This is a genomic window from Halorussus salinus (genome assembly GCF_004765815.2).
Classification (GTDB): domain Archaea; phylum Halobacteriota; class Halobacteria; order Halobacteriales; family Haladaptataceae; genus Halorussus; species Halorussus salinus.
In genome coordinates this window covers 573,521-598,252 of sequence record NZ_ML974127.1, presented here as the reverse complement: position 1 = coordinate 598,252, position 24,732 = coordinate 573,521, and the positions used below count along the sequence as shown (strand labels likewise).

At 66.2% G+C, this 24,732-nt stretch carries 22 protein-coding genes; 15 read left to right on the top strand and 7 right to left on the bottom strand.

All coding sequences use genetic code 11. The annotated features are described in order from the left end of the window. The first annotated feature begins 198 nt into the window (after positions 1-198). Together EPL00_RS02985 and metG are read left to right on the top strand one after the other, a co-directional pair. A complete protein-coding gene (locus tag EPL00_RS02985; RefSeq protein ID WP_135851902.1) occupies positions 199-1,062 on the top strand; it encodes a coiled-coil protein in 864 nt (287 codons plus the stop codon). A 715-nt stretch (positions 1,063-1,777) separates the two neighbouring features. Beyond that, positions 1,778-3,910 carry a methionine--tRNA ligase gene (gene metG, locus EPL00_RS02980; RefSeq protein ID WP_135851903.1) on the top strand — a complete coding sequence of 711 codons (2,133 nt, stop codon included), beginning with the start codon at positions 1,778-1,780 and terminating at the stop codon, positions 3,908-3,910. Between the two features lie 274 nt (positions 3,911-4,184). Here the strand turns inward: metG and EPL00_RS02975 are convergent, their stop codons facing one another. After that, positions 4,185-4,469 (bottom strand): GYD domain-containing protein, encoded by a 285-nt coding sequence (locus EPL00_RS02975; protein WP_135851904.1) that lies wholly within the window; start codon positions 4,467-4,469, stop codon positions 4,185-4,187. Positions 4,470-4,623: 154 nt separating this feature from the next. Between EPL00_RS02975 and pyk the strand changes: the two genes are divergently transcribed. The 6 genes from pyk to EPL00_RS02945 all read left to right on the top strand — a co-directional run bounded on the left by pyk (position 4,624) and on the right by EPL00_RS02945 (position 10,599). Then, on the top strand, positions 4,624-6,390 hold the full coding sequence (gene pyk, locus EPL00_RS02970) for a pyruvate kinase (RefSeq protein ID WP_135851905.1): 1,767 nt from the start codon (positions 4,624-4,626) through the stop codon (positions 6,388-6,390). Positions 6,391-6,457: 67 nt separating this feature from the next. Beyond that, complete coding sequence (locus EPL00_RS02965) at positions 6,458-6,640, top strand: DUF7312 domain-containing protein (RefSeq protein WP_135851906.1); 183 nt, start codon at positions 6,458-6,460, stop codon at positions 6,638-6,640. Between the two features lie 228 nt (positions 6,641-6,868). Continuing rightward, a complete protein-coding gene (locus EPL00_RS02960; RefSeq protein WP_135851907.1) occupies positions 6,869-7,432 on the top strand; it encodes an NfeD family protein in 564 nt (187 codons plus the stop codon). A gap of 100 nt (positions 7,433-7,532) precedes the next feature. Beyond that, positions 7,533-8,690, top strand: coding sequence for an SPFH domain-containing protein (locus EPL00_RS02955; RefSeq protein ID WP_135851908.1), 1,158 nt, complete (start codon positions 7,533-7,535; stop codon positions 8,688-8,690). 396 nt (positions 8,691-9,086) lie between these two features. Continuing rightward, complete coding sequence (locus EPL00_RS02950; RefSeq protein WP_135851909.1) at positions 9,087-9,698, top strand: winged helix-turn-helix transcriptional regulator; 612 nt, start codon at positions 9,087-9,089, stop codon at positions 9,696-9,698. Between the two features lie 31 nt (positions 9,699-9,729). Beyond that, complete coding sequence (locus EPL00_RS02945) at positions 9,730-10,599, top strand: NAD-dependent epimerase/dehydratase family protein (RefSeq protein WP_135851910.1); 870 nt, start codon at positions 9,730-9,732, stop codon at positions 10,597-10,599. Between the two features lie 160 nt (positions 10,600-10,759). Here the strand turns inward: EPL00_RS02945 and EPL00_RS02940 are convergent, their stop codons facing one another. Beyond that, positions 10,760-11,002, bottom strand: coding sequence for a DUF7123 family protein (locus tag EPL00_RS02940; protein ID WP_135851911.1), 243 nt, complete (start codon positions 11,000-11,002; stop codon positions 10,760-10,762). Between the two features lie 435 nt (positions 11,003-11,437). On the opposite strand from EPL00_RS02940, the gene EPL00_RS02935 reads away from it, so the two are divergent. After that, positions 11,438-13,282, top strand: a complete 1,845-nt coding sequence (locus EPL00_RS02935) for a flippase-like domain-containing protein (RefSeq protein ID WP_135851912.1) — start codon at positions 11,438-11,440, stop codon at positions 13,280-13,282. A gap of 80 nt (positions 13,283-13,362) precedes the next feature. Then, positions 13,363-13,746, top strand: coding sequence for an SHOCT domain-containing protein (locus EPL00_RS02930; protein WP_135851913.1), 384 nt, complete (start codon positions 13,363-13,365; stop codon positions 13,744-13,746). A 42-nt stretch (positions 13,747-13,788) separates the two neighbouring features. On the opposite strand, the gene yjjX is transcribed toward EPL00_RS02930, so the two are convergent. Beyond that, positions 13,789-14,307 carry an inosine/xanthosine triphosphatase gene (gene yjjX, locus EPL00_RS02925; protein WP_135851914.1) on the bottom strand — a complete coding sequence of 173 codons (519 nt, stop codon included), beginning with the start codon at positions 14,305-14,307 and terminating at the stop codon, positions 13,789-13,791. Positions 14,308-14,403: 96 nt separating this feature from the next. On the opposite strand from yjjX, the gene EPL00_RS02920 reads away from it, so the two are divergent. Further along, positions 14,404-14,754: a hypothetical protein gene (locus EPL00_RS02920; protein WP_135851915.1), complete on the top strand. Its 351-nt coding sequence runs from the start codon at positions 14,404-14,406 to the stop codon at positions 14,752-14,754. 132 nt (positions 14,755-14,886) lie between these two features. Here EPL00_RS02920 and EPL00_RS02915 read toward each other — a convergent pair whose 3' ends face one another. Beyond that, entirely contained in the window at positions 14,887-15,666 is a 780-nt protein-coding gene (locus EPL00_RS02915) for a cobalamin-binding protein (protein ID WP_135851916.1), read from the bottom strand. A gap of 257 nt (positions 15,667-15,923) precedes the next feature. Here EPL00_RS02915 and EPL00_RS02910 point away from each other — a divergent pair, with 257 nt between their 5' ends. From EPL00_RS02910 to EPL00_RS02895, 4 genes are all read left to right on the top strand, one after another. Next, complete coding sequence (locus tag EPL00_RS02910) at positions 15,924-16,892, top strand: transcription initiation factor IIB (RefSeq protein WP_135851917.1); 969 nt, start codon at positions 15,924-15,926, stop codon at positions 16,890-16,892. A gap of 122 nt (positions 16,893-17,014) precedes the next feature. Next, on the top strand, positions 17,015-18,043 hold the full coding sequence (locus EPL00_RS02905; RefSeq protein ID WP_135851918.1) for a DNA-methyltransferase: 1,029 nt from the start codon (positions 17,015-17,017) through the stop codon (positions 18,041-18,043). A 135-nt stretch (positions 18,044-18,178) separates the two neighbouring features. Next, on the top strand, positions 18,179-18,850 hold the full coding sequence (locus EPL00_RS02900) for a type I 3-dehydroquinate dehydratase (protein ID WP_135851919.1): 672 nt from the start codon (positions 18,179-18,181) through the stop codon (positions 18,848-18,850). A gap of 73 nt (positions 18,851-18,923) precedes the next feature. Further along, positions 18,924-19,376: a zinc ribbon domain-containing protein gene (locus tag EPL00_RS02895; protein ID WP_135851920.1), complete on the top strand. Its 453-nt coding sequence runs from the start codon at positions 18,924-18,926 to the stop codon at positions 19,374-19,376. Positions 19,377-19,421: 45 nt separating this feature from the next. Here EPL00_RS02895 and EPL00_RS02890 read toward each other — a convergent pair whose 3' ends face one another. From EPL00_RS02890 to ppsA, 3 genes are all read right to left on the bottom strand, one after another. After that, complete coding sequence (locus tag EPL00_RS02890) at positions 19,422-20,588, bottom strand: 3-dehydroquinate synthase II (RefSeq protein WP_135851921.1); 1,167 nt, start codon at positions 20,586-20,588, stop codon at positions 19,422-19,424. A 92-nt stretch (positions 20,589-20,680) separates the two neighbouring features. Beyond that, positions 20,681-21,817, bottom strand: coding sequence for a hypothetical protein (locus EPL00_RS02885; RefSeq protein ID WP_135851922.1), 1,137 nt, complete (start codon positions 21,815-21,817; stop codon positions 20,681-20,683). 203 nt (positions 21,818-22,020) lie between these two features. Then, on the bottom strand, positions 22,021-24,408 hold the full coding sequence (gene ppsA, locus EPL00_RS02880; protein WP_135851923.1) for a phosphoenolpyruvate synthase: 2,388 nt from the start codon (positions 24,406-24,408) through the stop codon (positions 22,021-22,023). Positions 24,409-24,732 lie beyond the last annotated feature (324 nt).

Genomic DNA, 24,732 nt, shown 5'->3' with positions numbered 1-24,732 from the left:
CTACACGACTAGGCGGAACATTTATATGGCCACGGCGAATATTTGCTGATACCAGAACGCCACGAGCGTTCGGCAAGCATCGTGCGACAAATGACATGGGACTATTGTCACCGGTCGATTGCCAGTTGCATACAGCGATTGCTGTCGCTCTGGACTGCCGAACGCCACGGCGGGCATGGAATCGAGGTTTAACTAAGCATGGTAAGTGTAACAGAAGAGGAACTCCAGAACAAGTCGAAAGGCGAACTAATCAAACTCGCAGGCCAGCTCCGAGACCGACGAAACGAGCTGAACCAGAAGGCCAGCAAGCGCGCGTCCAAGCGTGACGACCTGAACGCCGAGACCCGCGAGAAGGTCGACGAGGCTCAGGAACACCGCGAGAAGCGCGACGAGCTCAACGAGCAGGTTCAGGAACACAAAGAGCAGCGCAACGAGCTCAACGCCAAGGCCAACGAGCTGTTCGACGAGGTCGAGGAGAAGAAGTCCGACCTCGAACTCGACGAGGGCAAGGACATCGAGGAGCTCGAATCCGAAATCGAAGACCTCGAGTTCAAGCAGCAGACCGAGGTCCTCTCGACTGAGGACGAGCGCGAACTCATCGAGAAGATCGAAGAGAAGCGCGAGAAACTGGCGGCCCGCAAGGAGAAGCTCGAGGAGAGCGAGGACCTCGAAGGACTCGTCGAGGAGGCCGAGGAGGTTCGCGCCGAAGCGAGCCGTCACCACGAGAAGGTCACGGAACTCGCGGACAAGGCCCAAGAGCATCACAACCAGATGATCGAGGCCTACCGCGAAGCCGACGAAATCCGCGACGAGGCCGACGAGATGCACGAGAGCTTCGTCGAGGCTCAGGAGTCGGCCGACCAGCACCACGAGGACTTCGTGCGCGTCCAGAAGCGCCTGCGCGAACTCGACAAGCAGGAAGAAGAAGAGCGCAAGTCCGAGAAGGAGAAGGAGCGCGAAGAGGCCAAAGAAGAGGCCGAGGAGATCTACCAGCAGTTCAAGGAAGGCGAGACCCTCGACACCGAGGACCTCATGAAGCTCCAGAAGACGGGACTCCTGTAGTCGGTTCGTAGTTCTGCGATTCTGAATTCTCAGTTCTTCAGCGATAGATAGCGTCGGGTGTGAAATCGCCCGGTGGAGCGTTGGCAGGTGGAACGTTCGGAGTTTGTTGTCCGTGAGTTGGCCCAAGAAGCTAGCTTCGAGCTTGAGCATCTCAAACCGCACGACACCGTAACCGCGAACCGCACTCTCGCCGACGCACAGGAGTCAACCGCCACCGCACAGCACCGCAACCGCGGGCCACGCCCTCCCCAACCGACTGCGGTCCTCGGCCGCCGGAAGACAACCCGCGTCTTCCGTGCCCTCGTTCGCTTCGCTCACGAGGACTCCGGCCTGCGGTCCTCATCCCTCGCGTGCTGATGGCGCGGCATGAAGCCGCGCCAGCACGCGCCGACTGCATCCAGCGTGTGAGAAGGTAGCAACCCAGACGAACCCTTAAATATCGAGCCGCCAAATCCAGAATCGTGTCACGCACGGTCCGGGGCCTCCGTCGAAGCTCCTCGTACTCCTCGGCACTCGCCCGCGCTATGCGCATGCGGAGCGATGCGTAGCGTCGGGAGGAGTCGCCCGGACCGTGGCCCGCGGACGGGTTTTGGCGGCGAAACCCGACTCCTCGGTCGAATCGCCAGCCAGTCGTTCCTGCGAAATCACGCGACCACAGTCATGCACGAACACGGAAATCGGCGGGTTTTACACCCGCCACGGAGGAGAAGATAGTATGAGCCACGACGACTTCCCCACAGACGAGCCAGCGGTGGTGACCTGCGGGTTGCCCTACGCCAACGGCGACCTGCACATCGGTCACCTCCGGACGTACGTCAGCGGCGACGCCTACGCGCGCTCGCTGGAGAAACTCGGCCAAGAGACCGCGTTCGTCTCCGGGTCGGACATGCACGGGACCCCGGTCGCGGTCAACGCCGAGAAGGAGGGCGTCTCCCCCGAGGAGTTCGCGCTCCGTCACCACGAGACCTACGAGGAGACGTTCCCCCGGTTCAACGTCGAGTTCGACAACTACGGCCACACCCACGACGAGACGAACACCGAGTTGACCCAAGAGTTCGTCCGGTCGTGGATAGACGAGGGCCACGTCTTCGAGAAGGAGATTCAGGTCGCGTGGGACCCCGAGGCCGACCAGCCCCTCCCCGACCGCTACGTCGAGGGGACCTGCCCGTACTGCGGTGCCAAAGCCCGCGGCGACGAGTGCGACGAGGGGTGTCAGCGCCACCTCGAACCCGGCGAAATCGAGGACCCGCGCTCGACGCTGACCGGGAACCCCGCCGAGTACCGCACCCGCGAACACGAGTTCCTGCGCCTCTCGGACTTTCAGGAGTATCTGGCGGGCTTCATCGACCGCCTCGAAGGCACCTCGAACGCGCGCAATCAGCCCAAAGAGTGGATAGAAGGCGAGCTACAGGACCTCTGTATCACCCGCGACATGGATTGGGGCATCGACTATCCGGGTGAAGGCAAGGAAGACCTCGTCCTCTACGTCTGGGTTGACGCGCCCATCGAGTACGTCTCCTCGACCAAGCAGTACACCGAGCGCGTCGGTGCCGACACCTACGACTGGGAAGCGGTCTGGAAAGACGGCGCACCCGCGCCCGACGACCCCGCGGCGGCCGACGACGAGACGTGGGCAGACGCCGACACGGGCGAAATCGTCCACGTCATCGGTCGGGACATCATCCAGCACCACACCGTCTTCTGGCCGTCGATGCTCCGCGGCGCGGGCTACAACGAACCGCGCGCGGTCATGGCCAGCGGCTTCGTCAACCTCGACGGGCAGGCGTTCTCGACCAGTCGCAACCGCGCGGTCTGGGCCGACGACTACCTCGACGAGGGCTTCGACCCGGACCTCGTGCGCTACTACCTGACCACGACGGGCGGCTTCCAGCAGGACGTGGACTTCTCGTGGGAGAAGTTCCAAGAGCGCGTCAACGGCGAGTTGGTCGGGACGCTCGGCAACTTCGCCTACCGGAGCCTGCTGTTCGCGGCCCGGAACTACGACGGCACCCCGGACGCGACCACCTCCGAGGAGGTCGCCGACCGAATCGACGAGGCCATCGCGGAGTTCGAGGCCGCGGTCAACGACTACTCGCTGAAGCAGGCGGGCGAGGCCGCGGTGTCGCTGGCCGGGTTCGGCAACGAGTACATCCAGCGCAACGAGCCGTGGAACCTCACGGGCGAAGAACCCGAACGCGCCGAGCAGGTCATCTACGACTGCGTGCAGGTCGCCAAGGCCGTCGCGGTCCTCTCGGCTCCCATCCTGCCCGGCAAGGCCCAAGAGCTGTGGAACCAACTCGGCGAGGAGGGGTCGGTCCACGACGCCGCCCTCGACGCGGCCCTCGAACCCCCGGCCGACGAGTTCGGCGAACCCGACGAGCTGTTCGAGAAAATAGAGGACGAGCGCGTCGAGGAACTGAACGAGAAGTTAGAAGAGCGAATCGAAGCGGCTACGGACGACGAGGACGAAGCCGACGAAACCGACGAGGAATCCATGACCGACGAATCCGACATCCAACCCATCGCCGAGGACCGCATCAGCTTCGAGGAGTTCCAAGACCTCGACGTTCGCGTCGGCGAAATCGAAGTCGCCGAGCCAATCGAGGGGGCCGACGACCTCGCGCGCCTCGAAGTGGACATCGGCGTCGAGACCCGCCAAATCGTCGCGGGCATCAAGCAACTCCACGACTTGGACGAACTGCCGGGGACGAAGGTGGTCGTCGTGGCGAACCTCGAACAGGCCGAACTGTTCGGCGTCGAGAGCAACGGGATGGTGCTGGCGGCGGGCGAGGAGGCCGACCTGCTGACGACTCACGGCGACAGCGTTCCGGGCACGAAGGTCAAGTGACGACGCTCCGGAACTAACGTCGTTCCCCCGCAAAAATTACTCCCGGACTAGTTAGTCAAAAAGTATTTTACGTCGAACTATAAAGAACCCACTGCGGTGGGTTACGGTCGTACTCACCAGACAGAGCTACCGGTAGCGGGAAGCCGTTCCCTCCGCGACCCGAGATGGGAGCTATCGCGTGAAGTTATCTCCTCACGCCATCTCGGCCTTCCCCTGTTCGAGTTCGCCGCGTTCGTTCTGCCTCCGACGCTACGACGCACGTCCGAGAACCGACTCAGAGGTCGTCCACGACGTTGGCTAGCTCCTCGGTCGGAATTATCTCCATCGTCTGGGCGTCGAGACCGTGACGTTCCAAGGCGACCCCGGCCTGATACGCCGCGTCGCGGTCGGGTGCCTCCATCACGACGAGGAAGTCGTACTCCCCGAGGATGGCGTAGGTGTGCTTGAGGTCGGCGTCCTGTTCTTCGAGGTCCGACCGGATGTTCCCCCAGACCGACGTGAGTTCTTGGGCGTTCTGGAAGTCCATCCGCACGTCCACGAGGGAGGCGTACTCGGGCATATCTCCTCGTTGGGGAGCGATACAATAAGGGATTGTGGCCCGCGAAACGACGGCCGACTGCGCGACGCCACCGGGACGAGAGGGACAACTCGGAGCCGAGTGAATCCGGGCGAATCACCGGGGGTTTTTAGCGCGGTCGGACCTACCCGGACCCATGAGAAACGCGAAAATCGTCTGTACGCTGGGTCCGGCCTCGGACTCCCAGCGAACAATCCGGGAACTGGCCGACGCGGGGATGACCGTCGCTCGACTCAACGCGAGTCACGGGTCCCGCGAGGACCGCGCCGAACTCGTGGACCACGTCCGGCACGTGGACGAGACCACCGCCGACCCCCTCGCGGTGATGGTGGACCTGCAAGGCCCCGAGATTCGAACCGCCGAGACCGACGAACCGGTCCACCTCGAAACCGATTCGACGGTTCGCTTCGTGAAGGGCGACACCGCCACGCCCGAGGAGGTCGGCCTGAGCTACTCCATCACGAACGTCGAACCCGGCGACAAGGTGCTGTTGGACGACGGTCGCATCGAGACCGTCGTGGAGGAAGTCGAGGACGACGACGGCGAGGGCGTCGTCGTCGCGCGCGTCGCGAGCGGCGGCGACCTAAGCAGTCGGAAGGGCGTCAACGTGCCCGGCGTGGACTTGGACCTCGACGTAGTGACCGAGAAGGACCGCCGCGACCTCGAACTCGCCGCCGAGAAGCAGGCCGACTTCGTGGCTGCGAGTTTCGTCCGGAGCGCCGCGGACGTGCTGGCGGTCAACGAGGTGTTAGAGGAGTTGGGCGCGGACATCCCCATCGTCGCCAAGATAGAGCGCCGGGGCGCGGTGGAGAATCTGGACGAAATCGTGGACGCCGCCTACGGCGTGATGGTCGCGCGCGGCGACCTCGGCGTCGAGTGTCCACTGGAAGACGTGCCGATGATTCAAAAGCGCATCATCCGCGAGTGCCAACAGACCGGCACGCCGGTCATCACCGCGACCGAGATGCTCGACTCGATGGTCCACGCCCGCAGACCCACCCGCGCGGAGGCCTCTGACGTGGCGAATGCGGTGTTAGACGGCACCGACGCGGTGATGCTGTCGGGCGAGACCGCCATCGGCGACGACCCGGTGCGGGTCGTGGAGACGATGGACCGCATCGTCCGCGAGGTAGAAGAGAGCGGCGAGTACGACGAGATTCGCGAACAGCGCGTCCCCGCCGCCGAGGACGCCCGGACCGACGCGCTGGCCCGGTCGGCCCGCTATCTGGCGCGGGACATCGGCGCGTCGGCCATCGTGGCGGCCAGCGAATCCGGCTACACCGCGCTCAAGGTCTCGAAGTTCCGGCCACAGGTCCCGGTCGTCGCCACGACGCCCAACGACGAGGTGCGCCGGGAACTCGCGCTCTCGTGGGGCGTCAACCCCCAGTACACGCCGCTCGCGGAGGGCGTGGACACCATCATCGACGACTCGGTACAGGCCGCCCTCGACGCTGGCGTGGCCGACAGCGGCGACACGGTGGTCGTCGTCTCCGGCATGATGTCGGAACTGGAGGGCACCAGCACGACCAACATGCTCAAGGTCCACGTCGCGGCCGAGACCATCGCCACGGGCCGGAGCGTCGTCCGCGGGCGAGTCGCCGGGCCGGTCGCCCGGACCGCCGACGGCGACCTCTCGGAGGTGCCCGAAGGGTCGATTCTCGCACTCGACCCCGAGTTCGACGGCGAGTTCGACGGCGACGCCTCGAAACTGCTGGGCGTCGTGGACGCCCGTCCGGGGATGACGGGCTACCCCGCGATGGTCGCCCGCGAACTCGACATCCCGATGATCAGCGGCGCGCCGCTGGACCCCACTATTCGGGACGGCGACACCATCACGCTCGACGCCGAGCGCGGCGTGGTCTACGAGGGCGACGTGACCCACGAGGAGCGCGAGCGAATCTGAAGCTCGTCGTTGCGTTGCTTCGACGCTGGTAGCCAGCCTTTTGGCGGTGGCCTGCGTACGCTCGGCTATGTCGGACTGGAAGTACGATACCGACGAAGTCGGCGAAGACGGCTACGAACCCGAGCAGGCGGACGACGTTCCGCCGATAGAGCCGGGGTCGCCGACGCTGGAGAACACGTTCTTCGTCCTCCTCGGCATCGCTACGACGCTGTTCATCTTCGCTCGCGTCGTCCTCTCGGCGGGTGGATAAGCGGCGCTGTCGGCGCGAAGGCGAGGGGCGCGGTCGGCGGACGGGCAGTGCTGTCGGGAGACGCCGCCGACGTACTTCTATAATGCCTTCGACAACGTATAGATTTCTTAAAGAACGACAGCAAAGTTCCTACGGGCGGCCCTCCTCTCGCTCGACTCCCGGAACACTCGGCGGTCGTCGTCTCCGAGACTGCAAAACGTTAACCGGTCCGAATCCCAAGACGTTGGTATGGCACCGCTGTTGGACTCGCTCCCGCTGTTGCTCCTCGTCGCTGGCATCGGACTCGCCATCGCCGAGGCGCTGATTCCGGGCGCACACTTCATCGTCCTCGGGGTCGCGCTCGCGCTCGCGGGAGCCGTCGGACTACTGCTCGGACCGGCCGCCTCGCCGCTCGTGTTGGCCGCGCTGGTATTGGGCTTCGGCGCGGCGTCGCTGTACGCGTACCGGGAGTTGGACCTCTACGGCGGGAAAGGCGTCGCACGCACCCGCGACTCCGACTCGCTGAAGGGCGAGACCGGTCGCGTCACCGAACGCGTCACGCCCGAGGAGGGCCAGATAAAGCTCCACGAGGGCGGGTTCAACCCCTACTACGCCGCCCGGACGATGCGGGGCGAGATTCCCGAGGGGACCGAGGTGATGGTCGTGGACCCCGGCGGCGGCAACGTCGTCACCGTCGAGGCGCTGGAGGCCATCGAGGACCCCATCGACCGCGAGTTGGCGAAAGGTCGGGACGACGACCCCATCGACCGCGAACTGGCGGAAGACCGCGAGACCGACACCGAAGAGATTTGAACTCGCGCCCCAACCGTCACCGCCGATTGACAAAATTTCGCCGCCCTCCCACCGACGATGAGGGGAACGCTTAACATTCGTTCTTGCTAACAGTCCGAGTATGTTGGTTCCACTACAGGCCTCCGCGGTCGGGGGCTTCACGGTAGTCGCGCTATTGGTCCTCGCGCTGGCGGTCATCACCATCTGGCAGTCGGTCGAGATCGTCGACGCGACGGAGAAGCGTGCGCTGACGGTGTTCGGCGAGTACCGGAAACTCCTCGAACCCGGTATCAACTTCGTACCGCCGTTCGTGAGCGCGACCCACCGCTTCGACATGCGAACGCAGACGTTGGACGTGCCGCGCCAAGAGGCCATCACCCGCGACAACTCGCCGGTGACGGCCGACGCCGTGGTCTACATCAAGGTCATGGACGCCAAGAAGGCGTTCCTCGAAGTCGAGGACTACAAGCGCGCGGTCTCGAACCTCGCCCAGACGACGCTCCGTGCAGTGCTGGGCGACATGGAACTGGACGACACGCTGAACAAGCGCCAAGAGATAAACGCCAAAATCCGACGCGAACTGGACGAACCCACCGACGAGTGGGGCATTCGCGTCGAGAGCGTCGAGGTCCGGGAGGTCAACCCGAGCAAGGACGTTCAGCAGGCGATGGAGCAACAGACCTCCGCAGAGCGCAAACGCCGCGCCATGATTCTGGAAGCGCAGGGTGAGCGCCGGAGCGCCATCGAGACCGCGGAAGGTGACAAGCAGTCCAACATCATCCGCGCGCAGGGTGAGAAACAGAGCCAGATTCTCGAAGCGCAGGGTGACGCAGTTTCGACCGTCCTCCGCGCCAAATCCGCCGAGTCGATGGGCGAGCGCGCCGTCATCGACAAAGGCATGGAGACGCTCGAATCCATCGGTCAGGGCGAATCCACGACCTTCGTCCTCCCGCAGGAACTGTCCTCGATGCTCGGCCGCTACGGCAAGCATCTCACCGGGAGCGACGTGAAAGAGGACAACGGCGAACTCGACAGCCTCGACTTCGACGAGGAGACCCGCGAACTCATCGGTCTCGACAACATCGAGGAGATTCTCGGCCAGATAGACGAGGAGGCCGAGATGGACGTGGAAGCGATGGAGCAGGAGGCCCAAGCCATCAAGGAGGGCGAGGACCCCGCGAACATCAAGAGCGCCGACGAGGTCATCGAGGAGATGGACGAAGACGCCCCGGACGTAGACGAGATGGAAGCCGAGATGGACGCCGAACTCGAAAAGTAACCGAACCCGCCCGCTTTTTCGCGCCGCTCGCCTCGATAAGACGAATCTCTCTGGAGATTTCGGAAACGTACAAGTAGGTGGTCCGAGACGAGACGGTCGTGCGGCGGTGCCGAGTTGCGCCGGTTTCCGACCGCCGGCACACGCTTCGAGGCGCGAATCGAGTACCGAAAGGCCGACTATCGAGCGACGGCCGCGCCGACCTATTCCGAAAATTTCTGTCGGATGTTCGTCCCTCGACGCCGACGCGAATCGTGATAGCTCCCGGAGACGACGATTCCGAACCGCTCCGCGACCGACCGCACGGCGACGCTTCCGACCGACGCCGACCTCTCGGCCGTGCGACCGACTCGCAAGCCGAAGGTGTTTTAATCCTCCACACCGACCCTTCTATCGTAGATGGTTGAGCGTTCCGAAGTGGATGAAAATAAGCGGGCGACGCTCCGCCGGTTCGCGGTCTTGGGGGCCGCGACGCCGTTGGCTTCGTTCCGCGCCGAGGCCGACAGCGGCGAGAGCGAAGCCCGCGACGCGATAGCGGGCTACGTCGCGACGACGCCGGGCGCGCACTTCTCGAAGGTCCGCGACGACCTGAAACTGGGAACGGGCGAAGCACAGCACCACCTCCGACAGCTCCTCGACGCGGGCGTGGTCGAGAGCCGACGCGACGGTGACTATCGGCGGTTCTACCCGGCCGAACAGTTCTCCTCGTTCGAGCAGGTCGCACTGGGCTACCTCCGCCGGGAGACGCCGCGGGGGATGCTCGTCGAGCTACTGCGCGACCCCTCGGCGACCGGTAGCGACCTCGCCGACGCGCTGGACGTATCGAGACCGACCGTGAGCAAGTACGCCGCCGACCTCGAGGACGCGGGCCTGCTGGACCGCGAGGAGGGCTACGCGGTCCAGAACCCCGAGACGGTCATCACGTTGCTCGTCAGGTACGCCGACTCGTTCGGCGAGACCGCCGCGGAGTTCGCGGCCGAAGCCGACGGGTTCATCTCGTTCGACCCGTAGTTTTTCGGTCGCTCCCCGTCCGTCTTCTCTCATGGACACCGTGGCAGTCACCGGCGGGAACGGCGAGTTAGGCGCGGCGCTCCTCTCGGCGCTCGCCAACCGGGGCTACCGAACCGTCAACCTGAGCCGAGGAGACCGCCGAGAGCGAGTCGCCGACCGGTACCTCCGGACCGACCTGCTGGACCCCGGCGAGGTCTACGGGTCGCTCGCCCGCGAGGACCCCGACGCCGTGGCCCACTTCGGGACGATTCCCCGCCCCGACCAATCGCCCGGTCACGTCACCTTCCGGAGCAACGCCCAGACGACGTACCACCTCCTCGAAGCCGCCCAGAACCTCGGAATCGAGACGGTGGTACTCGCGTCTAGCCTCTCGGCGATGGGTGCGGGCTTCGAGGACGAAGTGAGCGTCGAGTACCTACCCGTGGACGAAGCCCACCCGCTGACGCCCTCGAACCCCTACGGTCTCGGCAAACAGGTCGCGGAAGTCGTCGCCGACGGGTTCGGTCGCAGGGAGGGCGCGCCGACCACCGTCGCGTCGCTCCGGTTCCCGCTCGTAGTGACCGACGACGAGTTACGGACCGTCTTCGCCGAGGCCGACCGCTCGCTGGCCGGGATTCGAGACGCCGGGTTCTTCGAGAAGGCGCGCAAGACGCTGTTCGCGTACCTCCATGTCGCAGACGCGGTGGACCTCACACTGCGGGCGCTGAAAGCCGACTTCGCGGGTCACGAGGTCTTCTTCGGTGCCGCCGAGGACACGACCGTCGAGGCACCGAGTTCGGAACTGGCCGAACTCTACGACGCCGAGGTCCGTCGGTCGTTCGAGGGGTACGAACGGCTAATCGACGCGAGCAAGGCCGAGCAACTGCTCGGCTGGTCGGCAACGCGGTCGTGGCGCGAGTAGTCGCAAAAGCAAAACGGGGACCGAACCGACGGCGGAAATCCCACTCCCCGAGCACGTGCCAGCAGCGTTCGCGTCTCGGGCGTGGCGGCGCTCTACGACGGGCAACGCGGCGCAGTGTCTCGGCGCTCCTCGTGGCGCTCGCGTCGTGTCGGTGTCCGCGTCAGGCCGTGACCTTCCACGTCGTCGAGGACGAGTAGCCCCACTTCTCTACGTCCACGTCGAACTCGCCTTCGGCGATGGCGGTCATGTTCGCGCCGACCTCCTTGGCGGTCATCCCGAGTTCGTCGCCGATGAGTCGGGACTTGAAGTACGTCTTCATCTGCCCTTTCTCCCGGAGGTACTGGAGGATGCGCTGTTGTTTGTCGGTCAGGGTTGTCGTGCCAGCAGTTGCGGTCGTGCTCATACCTTACTCACACCTTCGACCGAAGCCACCTTAGGGGATTTGGTACGTGGAGTTAACACCGCGCCGTCTTGCGATTTCAATCAGTTTTTACTTGAACTAAACCACCCCCGAGGGGACTGTTGGTACGGCTGGTTAATCTGGAGTTTCCAGAGAACGTTCGACCGACTCGCCGGTACGACCGGCCGGACCCTCGCGAACTGCGACGAGTTCGCGGCGGACCGCGACGGACGGCGAGCGACCACGGCGAACTCGGCGGCCGACCGACGTTCCGCGTCCGCTCGTCGGTAAGCCCGGATTACCGAGCGTAACGTCGGCACGACTCGTTTCCACGAGAGCTTTTCGGCGTGAACGACGCCACAAGGTCCGGCCTACGGGCGTGTACTGGCTGGAACGGAGCAGAAGGTACTTACGAGGCCGGACAGACTCTCTTCGATAATGAGCGGTCGTGGAGTAGAGGTGAGTGTCGTCCTTCCGGCCTACAACGAGGAGGCCACCATCGAGAACACGGTCGAGACGACGCTCGCCACGCTAGACGAATTCCTCCCCGCGGGAACCTTCGAAGTCATCGTCGCCGAGGACGGGTGCGAGGACCGCACCCCCGACATCGCCGACCGGATGGCGGCAGAGGACGAGCGGGTCCGCCACTACCACAGCGACGAGCGGTTGGGCCGCGGCGGAGCTTTGAATCGCGCCTTCGAGGCCGCGGACGGCGAGACGCTGGTGTACTTCGACACCGACCTCGCCACCGACATGCGCCACCTCGAAGAACTGGTCGAGAGCGTCCGGTCGGGCGAGTACGACTTCGCCACCGGGTCGCGCTGGATGCCGGGCGAGACGGCCGACCGACCGGCGAAACGCGACGTTGCCAGCAGGGGGTTCAACGGACTGACCAGAACCTTCCTCGGGTCGGAGATGCGCGACCACCAGTGCGGATTCAAGGCCTTCGACCGGACCGCGCTCTTCGACGTGTTGAGCGAGGTCGAGGACGAACACTGGTTCTGGGACACCGAGGTCCTCGTGCGCGCACAGCGCCGGGGCTACGACATCCACGAGTTCGCGGTCGATTGGGAACCGAAGGGCGACTCGAAGGTCGATATCGTCCGGGACGTGTTCGGAATGGGAAGCCAAATCATGCGCTGTTGGTGGGAGTTCTCCGTCCAACCGCGCATCACGAAACGGGTCTCCATCGCGGCGGGCGTCTTCCTGACCGCCGTCGCGGTCCTGCTGATGGGCCAGTACCTCCCGCTGAACAAAGTCCTGAACCAGATGAGTCAGGCCGACCCGATGCTGGTCGGTCTCGCCGCGCTGGTCTACGTCCTCTCGTGGCCCCTGCGCGGGACCCGTTACCGCGACATCCTCGAAGAACTGGGCTACACCGAGGACGCGAACTTCCTCACGGGGGCGATATTCGTCAGTCAGACCGGCAACCTCGTGTTCCCCGCGCGAGCCGGTGACGCGGTGCGGGCCTACGTCGTGAAGGCCCGCCGGTCGATTCCCTACCCGACGGGCTTCGCCTCGCTGGCGGTCGAGCGCGTCTTCGACCTGCTGACCATCACGATGCTCGCGGGCGTCGTCCTCGTCGGTCTCGCGCTGACCGGCGCGACCGGCGGCCTCGAATCGACGCTGTTCGGGTCCGCACCCGCGGGAGCCGAGTCGAGCGGCGAGTACGGCGCGGCCGGACAGACCGCCCTCTACGTCGCTGGCGGCGTCGGTCTCGCGGCCATCCTCGCGGTGGGCGTCATCGTCCTGAGCGCGCGCTCGGACCGCAACCTCGTCCGCGGCGTCGTCTCGGGACTCAGCAACGACTCGTACGCCGACTACGTGGCTGGCGTCATCGAGCGGTTCACCGGCGACGTGCAGACCGTCGCGGGCAACCGGAGCGCCTTCCTCACGGTCGGCGCGTCGAGTCTCGCCATCTGGACGCTCGACGTGCTGACGGCCTTGCTGGTGTTGGTCGCGTTCCCGAGCGTCTCGCTCCCGATTCCGCTTCTGCTCGGGGTGTGTTTCTTCGCGGTCAGTGTCGGCAACCTCGCGAAGGTCCTGCCGCTGTCGCCCGGCGGCGTCGGTCTCTACGAGGGAGCCTTTACGCTTCTCGTGGTCGGCCTGACGCCCATCGGCTGGAGCATCGCGCTGGGCGCGGCCATCCTCGACCACGCCGTCAAGAACGTCGTGACGCTCGTCGGCGGGGTCGCTTCGATGTTCTGGCTGAACGTCTCGCTGACCACGGCCGTCGAGGAGAGCAAGGACGCGCGGGCCGCGGCGGAACCGACCGACGACTGACCCCGCGCGGCCCGCTTCTCGGCGTCGGCTTCGACGGTGCAGTCACAATAATTATCATTCTCGTCCGACAACCGAGAGGCATGTCCAGCGACTTACCGGCTCTCCTCTCCGGTCTCGTTGCCGTCGCCACGCTCCCGCTCGGTATTCTCACAGCCCTCTTCGTCGGCTGGAAGCTATCGGCCGTCGTCTTCGTCGTCGGTTGGTTACTCCTCGTTCCGACGATAACCTTGGTCGGCGAGGAGATACTGCCCGCCGTCCGGGGGTCGAGCGACGAACGCGAAGCGGAAGACTCGACGGCCGACCCGCTGGCCGAACTCAAGGGACGGTACGCTCGCGGGGAACTCACCGACGAGGAGTTCGAACGTCGAATGAGCAATCTGGTCGAGACCGAGGACGTGACCCTCGACCGCGACCTCGATTTCGAGCAGGTCGGTGAGCGCGAGACCGAGCGCGCCCACGAGTGAGTGGCCACCGACCTCGCTCGGTCGGCGTCCGCCGACGTTCGCTCACTCGTACAGCTCGGTCACGAACGGACCGAGCGCACCCGCCAGCGCCTGCTCTAACGCGCCCTCGCGGTCGATGACGTGGCCGGTCAGCGCGCCCGCCGCGCCCTGCTTTTTAGCCACGTTCGCCATGTCCAGCACGTCGTCCATGACCGGGCCTAACTCCTCGCCGTCGCGGACCCGACCCGCGATGGACTCGGGAAGCCGAAGCCGCGGTCCCGCGCCGTGGCCGACCTGCTCGCCGTCGGTCGCGGCCGCCCACATGACCAGAAAGAGGCCGTCCGTGCCCTCGACTTCGGCGACGCCGCCCTCCAGTCCGACGCCGAGGTCGTAGTCGCCCGCGTCGAGGACGTTACGCGCGCGGTTCTCCGCCCCGGCGACCGTCTCGCGCTCGCCGACGGGTTGCTCGCTCACGCCCGACTCGACGGCGACCGACTCGACGACCGCACCGGAGAAGTCGGTCAGGGCGGACTCGGTTGCCGCGCGCTTCACGGGGTTCGTGCTTCCGACACCGACGCGCATGCGTGGGTGGAGACGCCCGGCCGACTTGGCGATTGCGTTCTCCCGGACGGCGCGCTCTCGGCCGACATTTATCACCGAGGAGGGAAACCACCGAACATGGACGAGCGGACGGTCGTCGCCGCCGGACTCGTCGCGGCGCTCGGAGTCGCGCTGGTCGCCGACGTGTCGGACCGAGTTCTCGGGACGGCCACGGTGGTCGTCGCCGCGGGCGCGTGCGTCGCGCTCGGCTGGCTGATTCGCTACCGCGACCGGCGAGACCTCCTGACGACGCCCGACGTGGACCGCGAGACGGGCGGCCGACTCGGGGCGGCCGCGATGCTGTCGGGACTCCTTGTTCTCCCGCTCGCTCCGGCCCTCTGGGTCGGTGCGAGCGACGCCCTCGTCGTCGGTATCGCGCTCGGCGGCGGGGTCGGGAGTCTCCTCGCCGTCGCGGTCGCGTACCGGTGAGTCGGTCGTCGGTAGCAGACGAAACATACTCTCTCGATGCACTCGGTTTCGACGGATTCGGCCTCGACGGATTCGGCCTCGACGGATTCGGCCTCGGCGAATTCGGTTTCGACGCCTGCGGTCTCGACGCGCTCAGGCGTCGAATACGTCGGGGTAGAGGAGCGCCGCGAGTCGTTCGACGCCCGCCACGAGGAGCGGACTGGGCTGGTTCAGAAGCGAGTCGTCCACGACGTGAACGTCGTCGCGGGCAACCGCCGAGAGGTCCCAGTCGCGGTCGGTGACGGCCTCGGGGTCCGCGCAGGCCCCGTGGCCGCAGACGTGGATGACCACGTGGTCGGGGTCGGCGGTCTCGACTTCGGTGCCAGAGATTTCGCGGGAGCGTTCGCCGGGGGCGACGAACGGGTAGCGCCCGCCCGCGACTTCGACCACCTCGGGCACCCAGTTGCCCGCGACCATCGGCGGTTCGGACCACTCCTCGCAGTAGACCACGGGCCGCTCGTCGGGGTCGGCGTCCGAGACGCACCGCCGAACGCGGTCGAGGCGGGTTCTGGCTCGTTTGGCGAGTTCCGCGCCCTCCTCGGCCATCCCCATGGCCGCGCCGAGGTCGGCGAACGATTCGATTACTTCGTCCAGCGTGGTCGGGTCGGCGTGGAACACGTCGTAGCCCCTGTCGCGCAGGTCGGCGGTCACGTCGGCCTGTAGGTCGTCGGCGGTCAACACGAGGTCGGGGTCCCGTTCGGCGACGGCGTCGTAGTCGGGGTTGAGCCACCCGCCGACTGCCGGGACCTCGGCCTCGCAGTGGTAGGTCGCGCCGACGAGGCGGTCGGTCGCGCCGAGTTCCCGGAGGGTCTCAGTCGCGCTCGGAGCCAAAGAGACGACTCGGGCCGCAACGCGGTCGGTCTGGACTGCCATCGACCGAGCCTTCGAAGTCCGGCAGGTTAAATCGTCCGCCCCGGACTCGGACCGACGAGACCCGACTTAAATTTTTCCGACGGTCGCCCGAGACCGCCGTCTCATCGGGGTATGTGTACCGTTCACGATACCCGGTGAATACAAATCCGAAAATACTAAATACCTTTCGGAAGAATCGAAGGTCAAGGAACTGAGGCCGGGTTTTTCAGGTTTTCCCTGCCCGGTAGCCCGCGCCATCTCCGTAACGAGGAGTAACAATGTCAGACGTAACTACGCGAGTCAAGCGAACGGAAGCAGAGGAAGAGGTAGAAGAAGAGTCCGAGCAGTCGACCGCCTGCCCCGAGTGTGGCGGCAACATCATCTCGGACACCGAACACGGCGAGACCGTCTGCGAGGAGTGCGGTCTGGTCGTGGACGAAGACCAAGTCGACCGCGGGCCCGAGTGGCGCGCGTTCGACTCCAAAGAGAAGAACGAGAAGTCCCGCGTCGGCGCGCCGACGACGAACACGATGCACGACAAGGGCCTCTCGACCAACATCGACTGGCGGAACAAGGACGCCTACGGCAACTCGCTGGGGTCGCGCCAGCGCGAGAAGATGCAGCGCCTGCGCAAGTGGAACGAGCGGTTCCGCACCCGCGACTCCAAGGAGCGCAACCTCAAGCAGGCGCTCGGCGAAATCGACCGCATGGCCTCCGCGCTCGGTCTGCCGAACAACGTCCGCGAGACCGCCTCGGTCATCTACCGGCGCGCACTGGACGAGGACCTCCTGCCGGGTCGCTCCATCGAGGGCGTCTCGACGGCCTGCGTCTACGCGGCCGCCCGACAGGCTGGCGTCCCGCGCAGTCTGGACGAAATCGCCGACGTGAGCCGCGTCGAGAAGAGCGAGGTCGCCCGGACGTACCGCTACGTCGTCCGCGAACTGAATCTGGAGGTCAAGCCCGCCGACCCCGAGAGCTACGTCCCGCGGTTCGCCTCCGGACTCGAACTCTCGGACGAGGCCGAACACCGCGCCCGCGAACTCCTCAAGACCGCGAAGGAAAAGGGCGTCCACAGCGGCAAGTCGCCGGTCGGACTGGCCGCGGCCGCCGTCTACGCCGCCGCGCTCCTGACCAACGAGAAGACCACGCAGGCGGAAGTCAGCGAAGTCGCGGACATCAGCGAGGTCACCATCCGCAACCGCTACCACGAACTGCTGGAGGCCGAAGAGGCCCCCGCGATGGCCTGATTCGTCGGGTCCGCACGGCACAGTCGGTGTGACGGCCGCCCGACTCCGAAAACGTTTCTAGTTACACACCGTTTCGAACCGAAAGAGAATTGTATAGCCCACAGAGACGCCTTACAGAGCGGATGGAGACCGAACACCGGATTCACGTCGGCGACGCCCGCGAGATGACCGCGCTGGGCGACGACTCGGTCGAACTCGTCGTGACCTCGCCGCCGTATCCCATGATAGCGATGTGGGACGACCTGTTCGCGGAGTTGGACGACGAAATCGAGGAGTTACTGGCCGACGGCGACGGCGAGGCCGCCTTCGAGGCGATGCACACCGCGCTCAACCCCGTCTGGGACGAACTCTCGCGCGTCCTCGTGGACGGCGGCGTCGCCGCCGTCAACGTCGGCGACGCCACCAGAAGCGTCGGCGACGGCTTCCAACTCTACCCGAACCACGCCGAACTCATCACCAGATTCCGCGAGCGGGGCTTCGACCTCCTGCCGGACGTGCTGTGGCGCAAGCCGGTCAACAGCCTCACGAAGTTCATGGGGTCGGGGATGGTGCCGCCCAACGCCTACACGACGCTGGAACACGAGTACGTTCTCCTCTTCCGGAACGGGGGCGACCGACGGTCGTTCGAGACCGGGGCCGAGCGCCGTTACGAGGCCGCCTACTTTTGGGAGGAGCGAAACGACTGGTTCTCGGACCTCTGGACCGACGTGCAGGGCGAGGGCCAGCAGTTGGACCACGACGACCTCCGGACGCGCTCGGCGGCGTTCCCCTTCGAGGTGCCCTACCGACTCGTGAACATGTACTCGGTGTACGGCGACACGGTGTTAGACCCCTTCTGGGGGACCGGAACGACCACGCTCGCGGCGATGGTCGCCGGGCGCGACTCGGTGGGCTACGAACTCAGCACGGAGTTCCGGGAGGTGTTCGACGACCGCCTCGCCGAAATCGAGGAGTTCGCCGACGAAAAAGCCCGCGACCGACTCGACGCCCACCGGGAGTTCGCGGCGGGCCAGCAACTCGGCTACGAGGCCGAGAACTACGACTTTCAGGTCAAGACCAAGCAGGAGCGCGAGTTGCAGTTGTACACGGTCGAGGAGTACCGCCGGGACGGCGACCGCTACGTCGTCTCCCACCGGCCGTTCGACGGGTGAGCGAACTGACGAACTCGATTCGCGTGCGTCGGTGACGGCGCGCCGCGACTACGGTTCTCCTCGATACGCCCCGCTACTACCTACAGAAATCCCCCCAACGAGTACACTTTTCCACGCCCCCGCCAACGCCTACACATGGACTTCGAGGAGTTCGTCCTCACCGCCAGTCTCGCCGACCTCGACGCCGAACCCCGCGCCCGCGACCACGCCGACGCCGTGGAGTTCCGGATGGACCTCGCCAGCGACCCGCTCGCCGAACTCCGGGAGTACGACGGCGAGCTACCGGTTCTGGCCACCAACCGCGCGGTCTGGGAGGGCGGCGAAGCCGAGGACGACGAGGACCGACTCGCCGTCCTCGCCGAGGCCGCCGAACTCGCCTGCGTGGGCGCGGTGGACGTGGAACTGAAGAGCCTCACCGCGGGCGAGGGCGAGCGCGTCGCCGAGCGCGCGCGCCGGACGGGGACGAGCGTCGTCGCGTCGGTCCACGACTTCGAGCGCACGCCGCCGAAACCCGAGTTGCGCGGCGACCTCGAAACCGCCACCGAGGTCGCGGACGTGGGGAAACTCGCGGTCACGGCCGAGAGTCGGAGCGACGTGCTGGACCTGCTGGCGGTCACCCACGAGTTCGACGCCGCGGGCGAGTGCGTGGCCACGATGGCGATGGGCGAACCCGGACGCCACTCGCGGGCGGTAGCACCGCTCTACGGCTCGAAAATAGGTTATGCGCCGGTCGAGCCCGCGGACGCCACCGCGCCGGGGCAGTACGACCTCGAAACGCTGTCGCGGTTAGTGGAATATTTAAAATAGAGCGCCTGTATTGATGAATTGCGGTGGTCTCGTGGGACAGCATTTATTAACGTCGGTCGGTTAGCGCCGAGTAGTGACTCGCACGAACTCCCAGAAGCGCCCGTGGCTGGGCGCACTGCTGTCGTTTTTCCTCCCCGGACTCGGACACGTCTACGTCCGGGAGTGGCTTCGCTCGGCGATGTGGTTCGCGTTCGCGGTCAGCGCCGTGCTGCTGTTCGTCCCGTTGCCCGAGACGGGAGCGGCGGCCTCGGGAAGCGTCTCGGCCGCGTTCGACGCCGCGATGGAGGCGACGCAGGGGCTGAGTTGGCAGGAACTGCTCCCGATCTGGGTCGTGCGCCTGTTCAGCGCCGTGGACGCCTACTGGCTCGCGCTTCAGGACGACCCCGAGGAGGACGAAGGCGAGCAGTGTCCCCACTGCGGCAAGCCCGTGGACGAGGAACTGGACTTCTGTCAGTGGTGTACGACGCCGCTGCCCGAGCGCGAGGGTCCCAACGGGCCGACGGAAGGCAACGCTATTTCGCGGTAACTCGGACGCCGACTGGCCGAAAATCAGTCCGAATCGAGCCAGCCGCTACTTCTCGATGATGCTCTCCTCGACCGCTTCGCCGAAGTGCCGAGCGCCGCCCTCGCGGTAGACTCTGAGGTCGTCGCCCGCTTCGAGGTCCGTGACCGCCTTGCGGCCCTCGCCGGTGGCGACCTTGATGGTCTCTGCGTTCTGGAGGAGCGTCTCGACTCTATCGCCGTCCTCGAACTCGGCGACGACGCGGAACATCGGGCGCTTCTCTATCTTCACGCGGCCGACCGTCGCCTCGCGGGTGTGGCCCTCGGTGTCCACGACCTGTACGGTGTCGCCCGACTGGAGTTCCGAGAGGTACTTCGTGCCGCCGTCGGGCGTCCGGACGTAGGCGTGGACCGCGCCAGCGTTGACCCGGAACGGCCGGGAGGCGACGTAGGGCGACTCGGCGGTCTCGGCGTGGACGAAAAAGAGGCCGCGGGACATCGACCCGACCAACATTCCCTCGTCGTGGTCCATCAGGCTCCCCGTATCGACGCAGACGCGGTCGGCGCTCCCGGTGCGCTCGACGGTCTTCACCTCGGCCCACTCGAACTCCAACTGCTCGCGCTCGGCCTCGTCGCGGACCTCGACTGTCCGGCGAATCTCGTCGGGGTCGTCGGTGTCCAGCAGGACCGCGTCGCTCCCGATTTCCAGCGTCTCGAACGCGGTCTTGGCCTCGTCGGCGGAGGTGACGCCAGCGACGAGTTCGGTCTCGTCGCCGATGCGCGCGATGAGGTTCTCCAGCGGGATGATGGTCCAGTCCTCGCCGACGACGATGGTGTAGTCGGCCTCCTCGGCGGCCTCCTCGGCGAACGCCTCGTACTCCTCGCTCAAGATACGGACGTACGCGCCGTCCGCCCGGTCGTCGCCGCGCCGGAGCGTCGTGAGGTCCGCCGACCCCGAGAAGTCGTTCGGAAGGTCCACGGTGCCGTCGCCCTCGCCGTCCTTGCCGACGACGTAGGCGTCGGCCGCCGGACGCTCCTCGGCCTCGTCGATTACCTGCGCGTCGCCGTCCGAGAAGGCCGCGACGTTCACGTCGCCGAGTTCGCGCACCCGACCCACGTCGGCGGCGTCTACCAGCACCCAATCGACCCCCGCTTCGAGTCCTGCCGTGATTCGCTTCCGGCGGTCGTCCCAGTCGCCGACCGCGTCGTCGGCCTTGAGCCAGACAGAGCGTGTCATAATTGCAGGCTCGCATCGTGACGGCTTGAACGTGGCGGATGTGTCGAATCGTGCGACGGCGAGGAGCGATTCGACTCGGAGGAAAATTCGGCTCAGCTCTCGGTCGTAGCCGTCGCGGCTGTCGCGTTTTCTGCGGTCGTCTTCGCTGGCACTGTCGTCGTCTCACCCGGCACCGTCGTCGTCGCGTTCTCCGCGGTCGTGGTCGCCGGTCGGGTCGTCGGCGGGGTCGCGGCACCGACCCACGTCGGGCGCTCGACGGAGACGTTGCCGACCTCGGTCAACTCGAACTCGTAGTGGATTCTGGTCTCGTTGTCGCCCTCGTAGGTCGCGGTCAGCGACAGCGAGTGGACCCGGCCCGACGAGTCAACGCGGACCGTCGAGCGCAGGTCGGTGTAGTTGGCGGCGGCGACCGGTTCGGTCGCGCGTAGGACCGTCATCGTCCGGTCGTCGCTCGTTCGGTCGTCGCTCGTCCGGTCGTCGCTCGTTCGGTCGTCGGCGGTCCGGTCGTCCGCCGCCCGGTCGGCGGTGGTTCGGTTGTCGGTCGCCCGGTCGGCGGCCTCGTCGGTCCGGACGCGCTCGTAGTCCCCGGCGGTCAGCGCGAGTTCGAGGAGCCACGCTTGGGTGACCTGCGAGTCGAGGTCGGCCCGCGGGAGGTGGGCCCACGTCTCGTCGCCGACGTTTCCGCCCGAGCGGTTGTACCGCCGGAGTTCGGTCCGGTTCTCGCCGCTATACTGGACGACTACCGCGGTCTCGTTCGCCCAGAGGTCGGTCGCCGTCGAGGAGGTCCCGCCGTCGAACTCCCGGACGCTGTTGGAGTGGACGACCAGCGGCGAGAGACCCTCACCGACGCTCCCGTACTGGAGCGTCCACTGGCTGGCGGGGCCGACCGAGACGTTCGCCCGGAACCGGAACGCGAAGCTGGTGTCGTTCAGCGCGCGCTGGTGAGCGCCGACCAACTCCTCGGCGTCCTCGACGCCCGTGGCGTTCACTCCCGGCGGGAGCGACGAGTTCGCCGTCGAGTCGTTCCTCGCGCCGCCCGCGGTCGTCGCGGTGTCGGTCGCCGCGCCGTCCGCAGCCGACCCGTTTGCGGCCGACCCGTTCGGGGGCGAGGTCGTCGGCGAATCGACTGTAGGCGAGGCCGTCGTCGTACTCGGCGCGGACCCGCCGCCGGTGCATCCGGCCAGAAGGACGAGACCCACGACGACGAGCGCGACTCTGCGTGACGCCATTTCTCTTCGACTCCGACGCCCGGACCCATAAACAGACGGCTTCGTGCCGCCACGTTTTCGGGATTAGCAACCAGTTATGAAAACTAAGTGCCGCCTACTCCGGCGGCGTCCCCGAAACGGAGCGTTCGGAGGAGCCAGTTCGAGGAGACGAGTTAGGGTGAAACGGTCGGCGCGAATCGGTCACGCCGAGGCGTTCTCGCGGGTCAGCGCACCGAGTCCAGAAGCAAACTCTGCTCGACGCGCTTGACCTCGTGCTGTACGTCCCGAACCGCGTCGATGTTGGCCGAGATGGACGAGACGCCCTCGTCCACGAGGTGCTGGACCATCTGGGGCTTCGAGCCAGCCTGCCCGCAGATGGAGGTGTCAACGTCGTGTTCGCGGCAGGTAGCGATTGTCTGGCTGATGAGTTGCAGGACCGAGGGGTGGAGTTCGTCGAACCGGTCGGCGACGTTCCCGTTGTTCCGGTCCACCGCGAGGGTGTACTGGGTCAGGTCGTTCGTGCCGAACGAGGCGAAGTCGATGCCCTGCTCGGCCATCTTCCCGACGCCGAGCGCCGAGGCGGGCGTCTCTATCATCACGCCCCACGTGCGCTTGTCGGGGTCGATGCCCGACTCCTCCAGCAGGTTGCGCGCTCGAATCACGTCCTCGGCGTCGTTGACCAGCGGGAACATGATTTCGACGTTGTCGTAGCCCATCTCGTAGAGGCGGGCGAACGCTTCGAGTTCGTGCTTGAACACCTCGGGCCGGTCGAGGCTCCGGCGGATGCCCCGGTAGCCCAGCATCGGGTTGTGTTCGTCGGGTTCGTCCTCGCCGCCCTGCAACTGGCGGAACTCGTCGGTCGGCGCGTCGAGGGTCCGCACGCGGACCGGCCGGGGGTAGAACTCGTCGGCGACGCCGCGGACGCCCTCCACGATTTCGTTGACGTAGGCGTCCACGCCGTGGTCTTCGAGGTACTTCGCGGGCGTCTTGTTGGTCGAGAGAATCATGTGTTCCATCCGGAGGAGACCCACGCCGTCCGCGCCCGTGGCGGCGGCGCGTTCGGCGGCCTCCGGGATGGAGACGTTGACCTTGACCTCGGTCGCGGTCATCGGCTTGACCGGGGTCTTCGGGCGGGCCTCCTCGATGGGTTCGCGCTCCTCGGTGGTCTCTTTGCGACCCTCCGTGATGGTGCCCTTGTCGCCGTCGATAGAGATGCGCTGGTCGTCGGTCAGCGTCGTCGTGGCGTCGGTACAGCCGACGACCGCCGGGACGCCGAGTTCGCGCGAGACGATGGCGGCGTGGGAGGTCATCCCGCCCTCGTCGGTGGCGATGCCCGCCGCGCGCTTCATCGCGGGCACCATGTCGGGGGTGGTCATTTCGGTGACGATGATGTCGCCCTCGCTCACCTTGTCGAGTTGGTCGAGTTGGTCCACGATGCGGACCGCGCCCGAGGCGATGCCGGGACTCGCGCCGAGTCCCGAGACGAGGACATCGCCGTTGGCCTCGTTCGTGTCGGTTCCGCCACTCGCACCGCTGGCGGTCTCGACCGCGCCGCTCCCGTCGGCGATGCCGTCCGCGCTTGCGCCGCTCGCGTTCGCGCCGGGGCCGCTGGCGTCCGCGCTCGCGCCGTTGGTACCCGCGCCGTCGTCGGTCTCGATTTCGCTCTCGTCGTCGATGGTCGTGATGGGCCGGGACTGGAGCATGAAGACCTCGCCGTCCACGACGGCCCACTCCACGTCCTGCGGGTTCCCGTAGTGGTCCTCGACACGCTCGCCGAGTTCCACGAGGCGCTCGATGTCGCGCTCGTCCAGCACTTGCGCCTCCCGCAGGTCGTCGGGGACCTCGCGCTCGACGGTCTCGCCGGTCGCCTCGTCTTTCTCCATCATCGTCTTCTTGTCGGCGATGGTGACCTCCTCGACCGCGCCCGACTCGCGGTCCACGACGTAGTTGTCGGGCGATACAGAGCCGGAGACGACCGCCTCGCCGAGACCCCACGCCGCCTCGATGATGATCTTCGACGCGCCGGTCGAGGGGTGGCTGGTGAACATCACGCCCGATTTCTCGGCGTCCACCATCCGCTGGACGACGACCGCGATGTCTACCTTGTCGTGGGCGAAGCCCTTCTCCTGTCGATAGTAGATAGCGCGTTGGGTGAACAGCGACGCCCAGCATCGCTTGACGCGGTCCACGAGGTCCTCGCGGGTGACGTTGAGGAACGTCTCCTGTTGGCCCGCGAACGAGGCGTCCGGCAGGTCCTCGGCGGTCGCGGAGGAACGAACCGCCACGAACTCCTCGCCGTCCCCCAACTCGTCGTAGGAGTCGTAGATTTCTTGGCGAATCTCGTCGGGCATCTCGGTCTCCAGAATCAGTTCCTTGGCCCGAGACTGGGCCTCCGCGAGCGCCTTCGAGTCCTCGGTGTCCACCTCAACGGCCGCGAACAGTTCCTCGTCGATGCCGGTCTCCTCGATGAACGAGCGGTAGGTGCCAGCCGAAACCACGAACCCCGAGGGGACCGGCAGGCCCGCGCCGGTGAGTTCCCCCAGCGACGCGCCCTTCCCGCCGACCAGTTCGAGGTCGTCCGCGGTGATTTCGTCCAGCCAGAGTACAGCCATTGGTGCATGTGGGAGAACAAGAAGGCGAATAAAGAATGTTCCGACCGGTTAGCGGGCTGAATATTAACTCGTAACCGGATTTGGTTTTGAGCCGTCGGATTCGGGACGCGCTCGGTGAGACGTTCGACGGGATGCACTCGGTGACGCCGACTGCGGATGGACGCTCGGCGACGCCAACCACGGACGAACACTCGGCGACGCCAACCACGGACGAACACTCGGCGACGCCAACCACGGACAGACGCTCGATGACACAACCCAGAGGATGCGCCGTGTCTGCGCTCGCACTCGCGGTTCCGCGCGAGCGCAGACGCACGCGGGGAG

Bases quoted from the DNA above. Each gene is read 5' to 3' on its own strand.
- EPL00_RS02985 (WP_135851902.1), top strand. From the start codon at position 199: ATGGTAAGTGTAACAGAAGAGGAACTCCAGAACAAGTCGAAAGGCGAA.
- metG (WP_135851903.1), top strand. From the start codon at position 1,778: ATGAGCCACGACGACTTCCCCACAGACGAGCCAGCGGTGGTGACCTGC.
- EPL00_RS02975 (WP_135851904.1), bottom strand. From the start codon at position 4,469: ATGCCCGAGTACGCCTCCCTCGTGGACGTGCGGATGGACTTCCAGAAC.
- pyk (WP_135851905.1), top strand. From the start codon at position 4,624: ATGAGAAACGCGAAAATCGTCTGTACGCTGGGTCCGGCCTCGGACTCC.
- EPL00_RS02965 (WP_135851906.1), top strand. From the start codon at position 6,458: ATGTCGGACTGGAAGTACGATACCGACGAAGTCGGCGAAGACGGCTAC.
- EPL00_RS02960 (WP_135851907.1), top strand. From the start codon at position 6,869: ATGGCACCGCTGTTGGACTCGCTCCCGCTGTTGCTCCTCGTCGCTGGC.
- EPL00_RS02955 (WP_135851908.1), top strand. From the start codon at position 7,533: ATGTTGGTTCCACTACAGGCCTCCGCGGTCGGGGGCTTCACGGTAGTC.
- EPL00_RS02950 (WP_135851909.1), top strand. From the start codon at position 9,087: ATGGTTGAGCGTTCCGAAGTGGATGAAAATAAGCGGGCGACGCTCCGC.
- EPL00_RS02945 (WP_135851910.1), top strand. From the start codon at position 9,730: ATGGACACCGTGGCAGTCACCGGCGGGAACGGCGAGTTAGGCGCGGCG.
- EPL00_RS02940 (WP_135851911.1), bottom strand. From the start codon at position 11,002: ATGAGCACGACCGCAACTGCTGGCACGACAACCCTGACCGACAAACAA.
- EPL00_RS02935 (WP_135851912.1), top strand. From the start codon at position 11,438: ATGAGCGGTCGTGGAGTAGAGGTGAGTGTCGTCCTTCCGGCCTACAAC.
- EPL00_RS02930 (WP_135851913.1), top strand. From the start codon at position 13,363: ATGTCCAGCGACTTACCGGCTCTCCTCTCCGGTCTCGTTGCCGTCGCC.
- yjjX (WP_135851914.1), bottom strand. From the start codon at position 14,307: ATGCGCGTCGGTGTCGGAAGCACGAACCCCGTGAAGCGCGCGGCAACC.
- EPL00_RS02920 (WP_135851915.1), top strand. From the start codon at position 14,404: ATGGACGAGCGGACGGTCGTCGCCGCCGGACTCGTCGCGGCGCTCGGA.
- EPL00_RS02915 (WP_135851916.1), bottom strand. From the start codon at position 15,666: ATGGCAGTCCAGACCGACCGCGTTGCGGCCCGAGTCGTCTCTTTGGCT.
- EPL00_RS02910 (WP_135851917.1), top strand. From the start codon at position 15,924: ATGTCAGACGTAACTACGCGAGTCAAGCGAACGGAAGCAGAGGAAGAG.
- EPL00_RS02905 (WP_135851918.1), top strand. From the start codon at position 17,015: ATGGAGACCGAACACCGGATTCACGTCGGCGACGCCCGCGAGATGACC.
- EPL00_RS02900 (WP_135851919.1), top strand. From the start codon at position 18,179: ATGGACTTCGAGGAGTTCGTCCTCACCGCCAGTCTCGCCGACCTCGAC.
- EPL00_RS02890 (WP_135851921.1), bottom strand. From the start codon at position 20,588: ATGACACGCTCTGTCTGGCTCAAGGCCGACGACGCGGTCGGCGACTGG.
- EPL00_RS02885 (WP_135851922.1), bottom strand. From the start codon at position 21,817: ATGGCGTCACGCAGAGTCGCGCTCGTCGTCGTGGGTCTCGTCCTTCTG.
- ppsA (WP_135851923.1), bottom strand. From the start codon at position 24,408: ATGGCTGTACTCTGGCTGGACGAAATCACCGCGGACGACCTCGAACTG.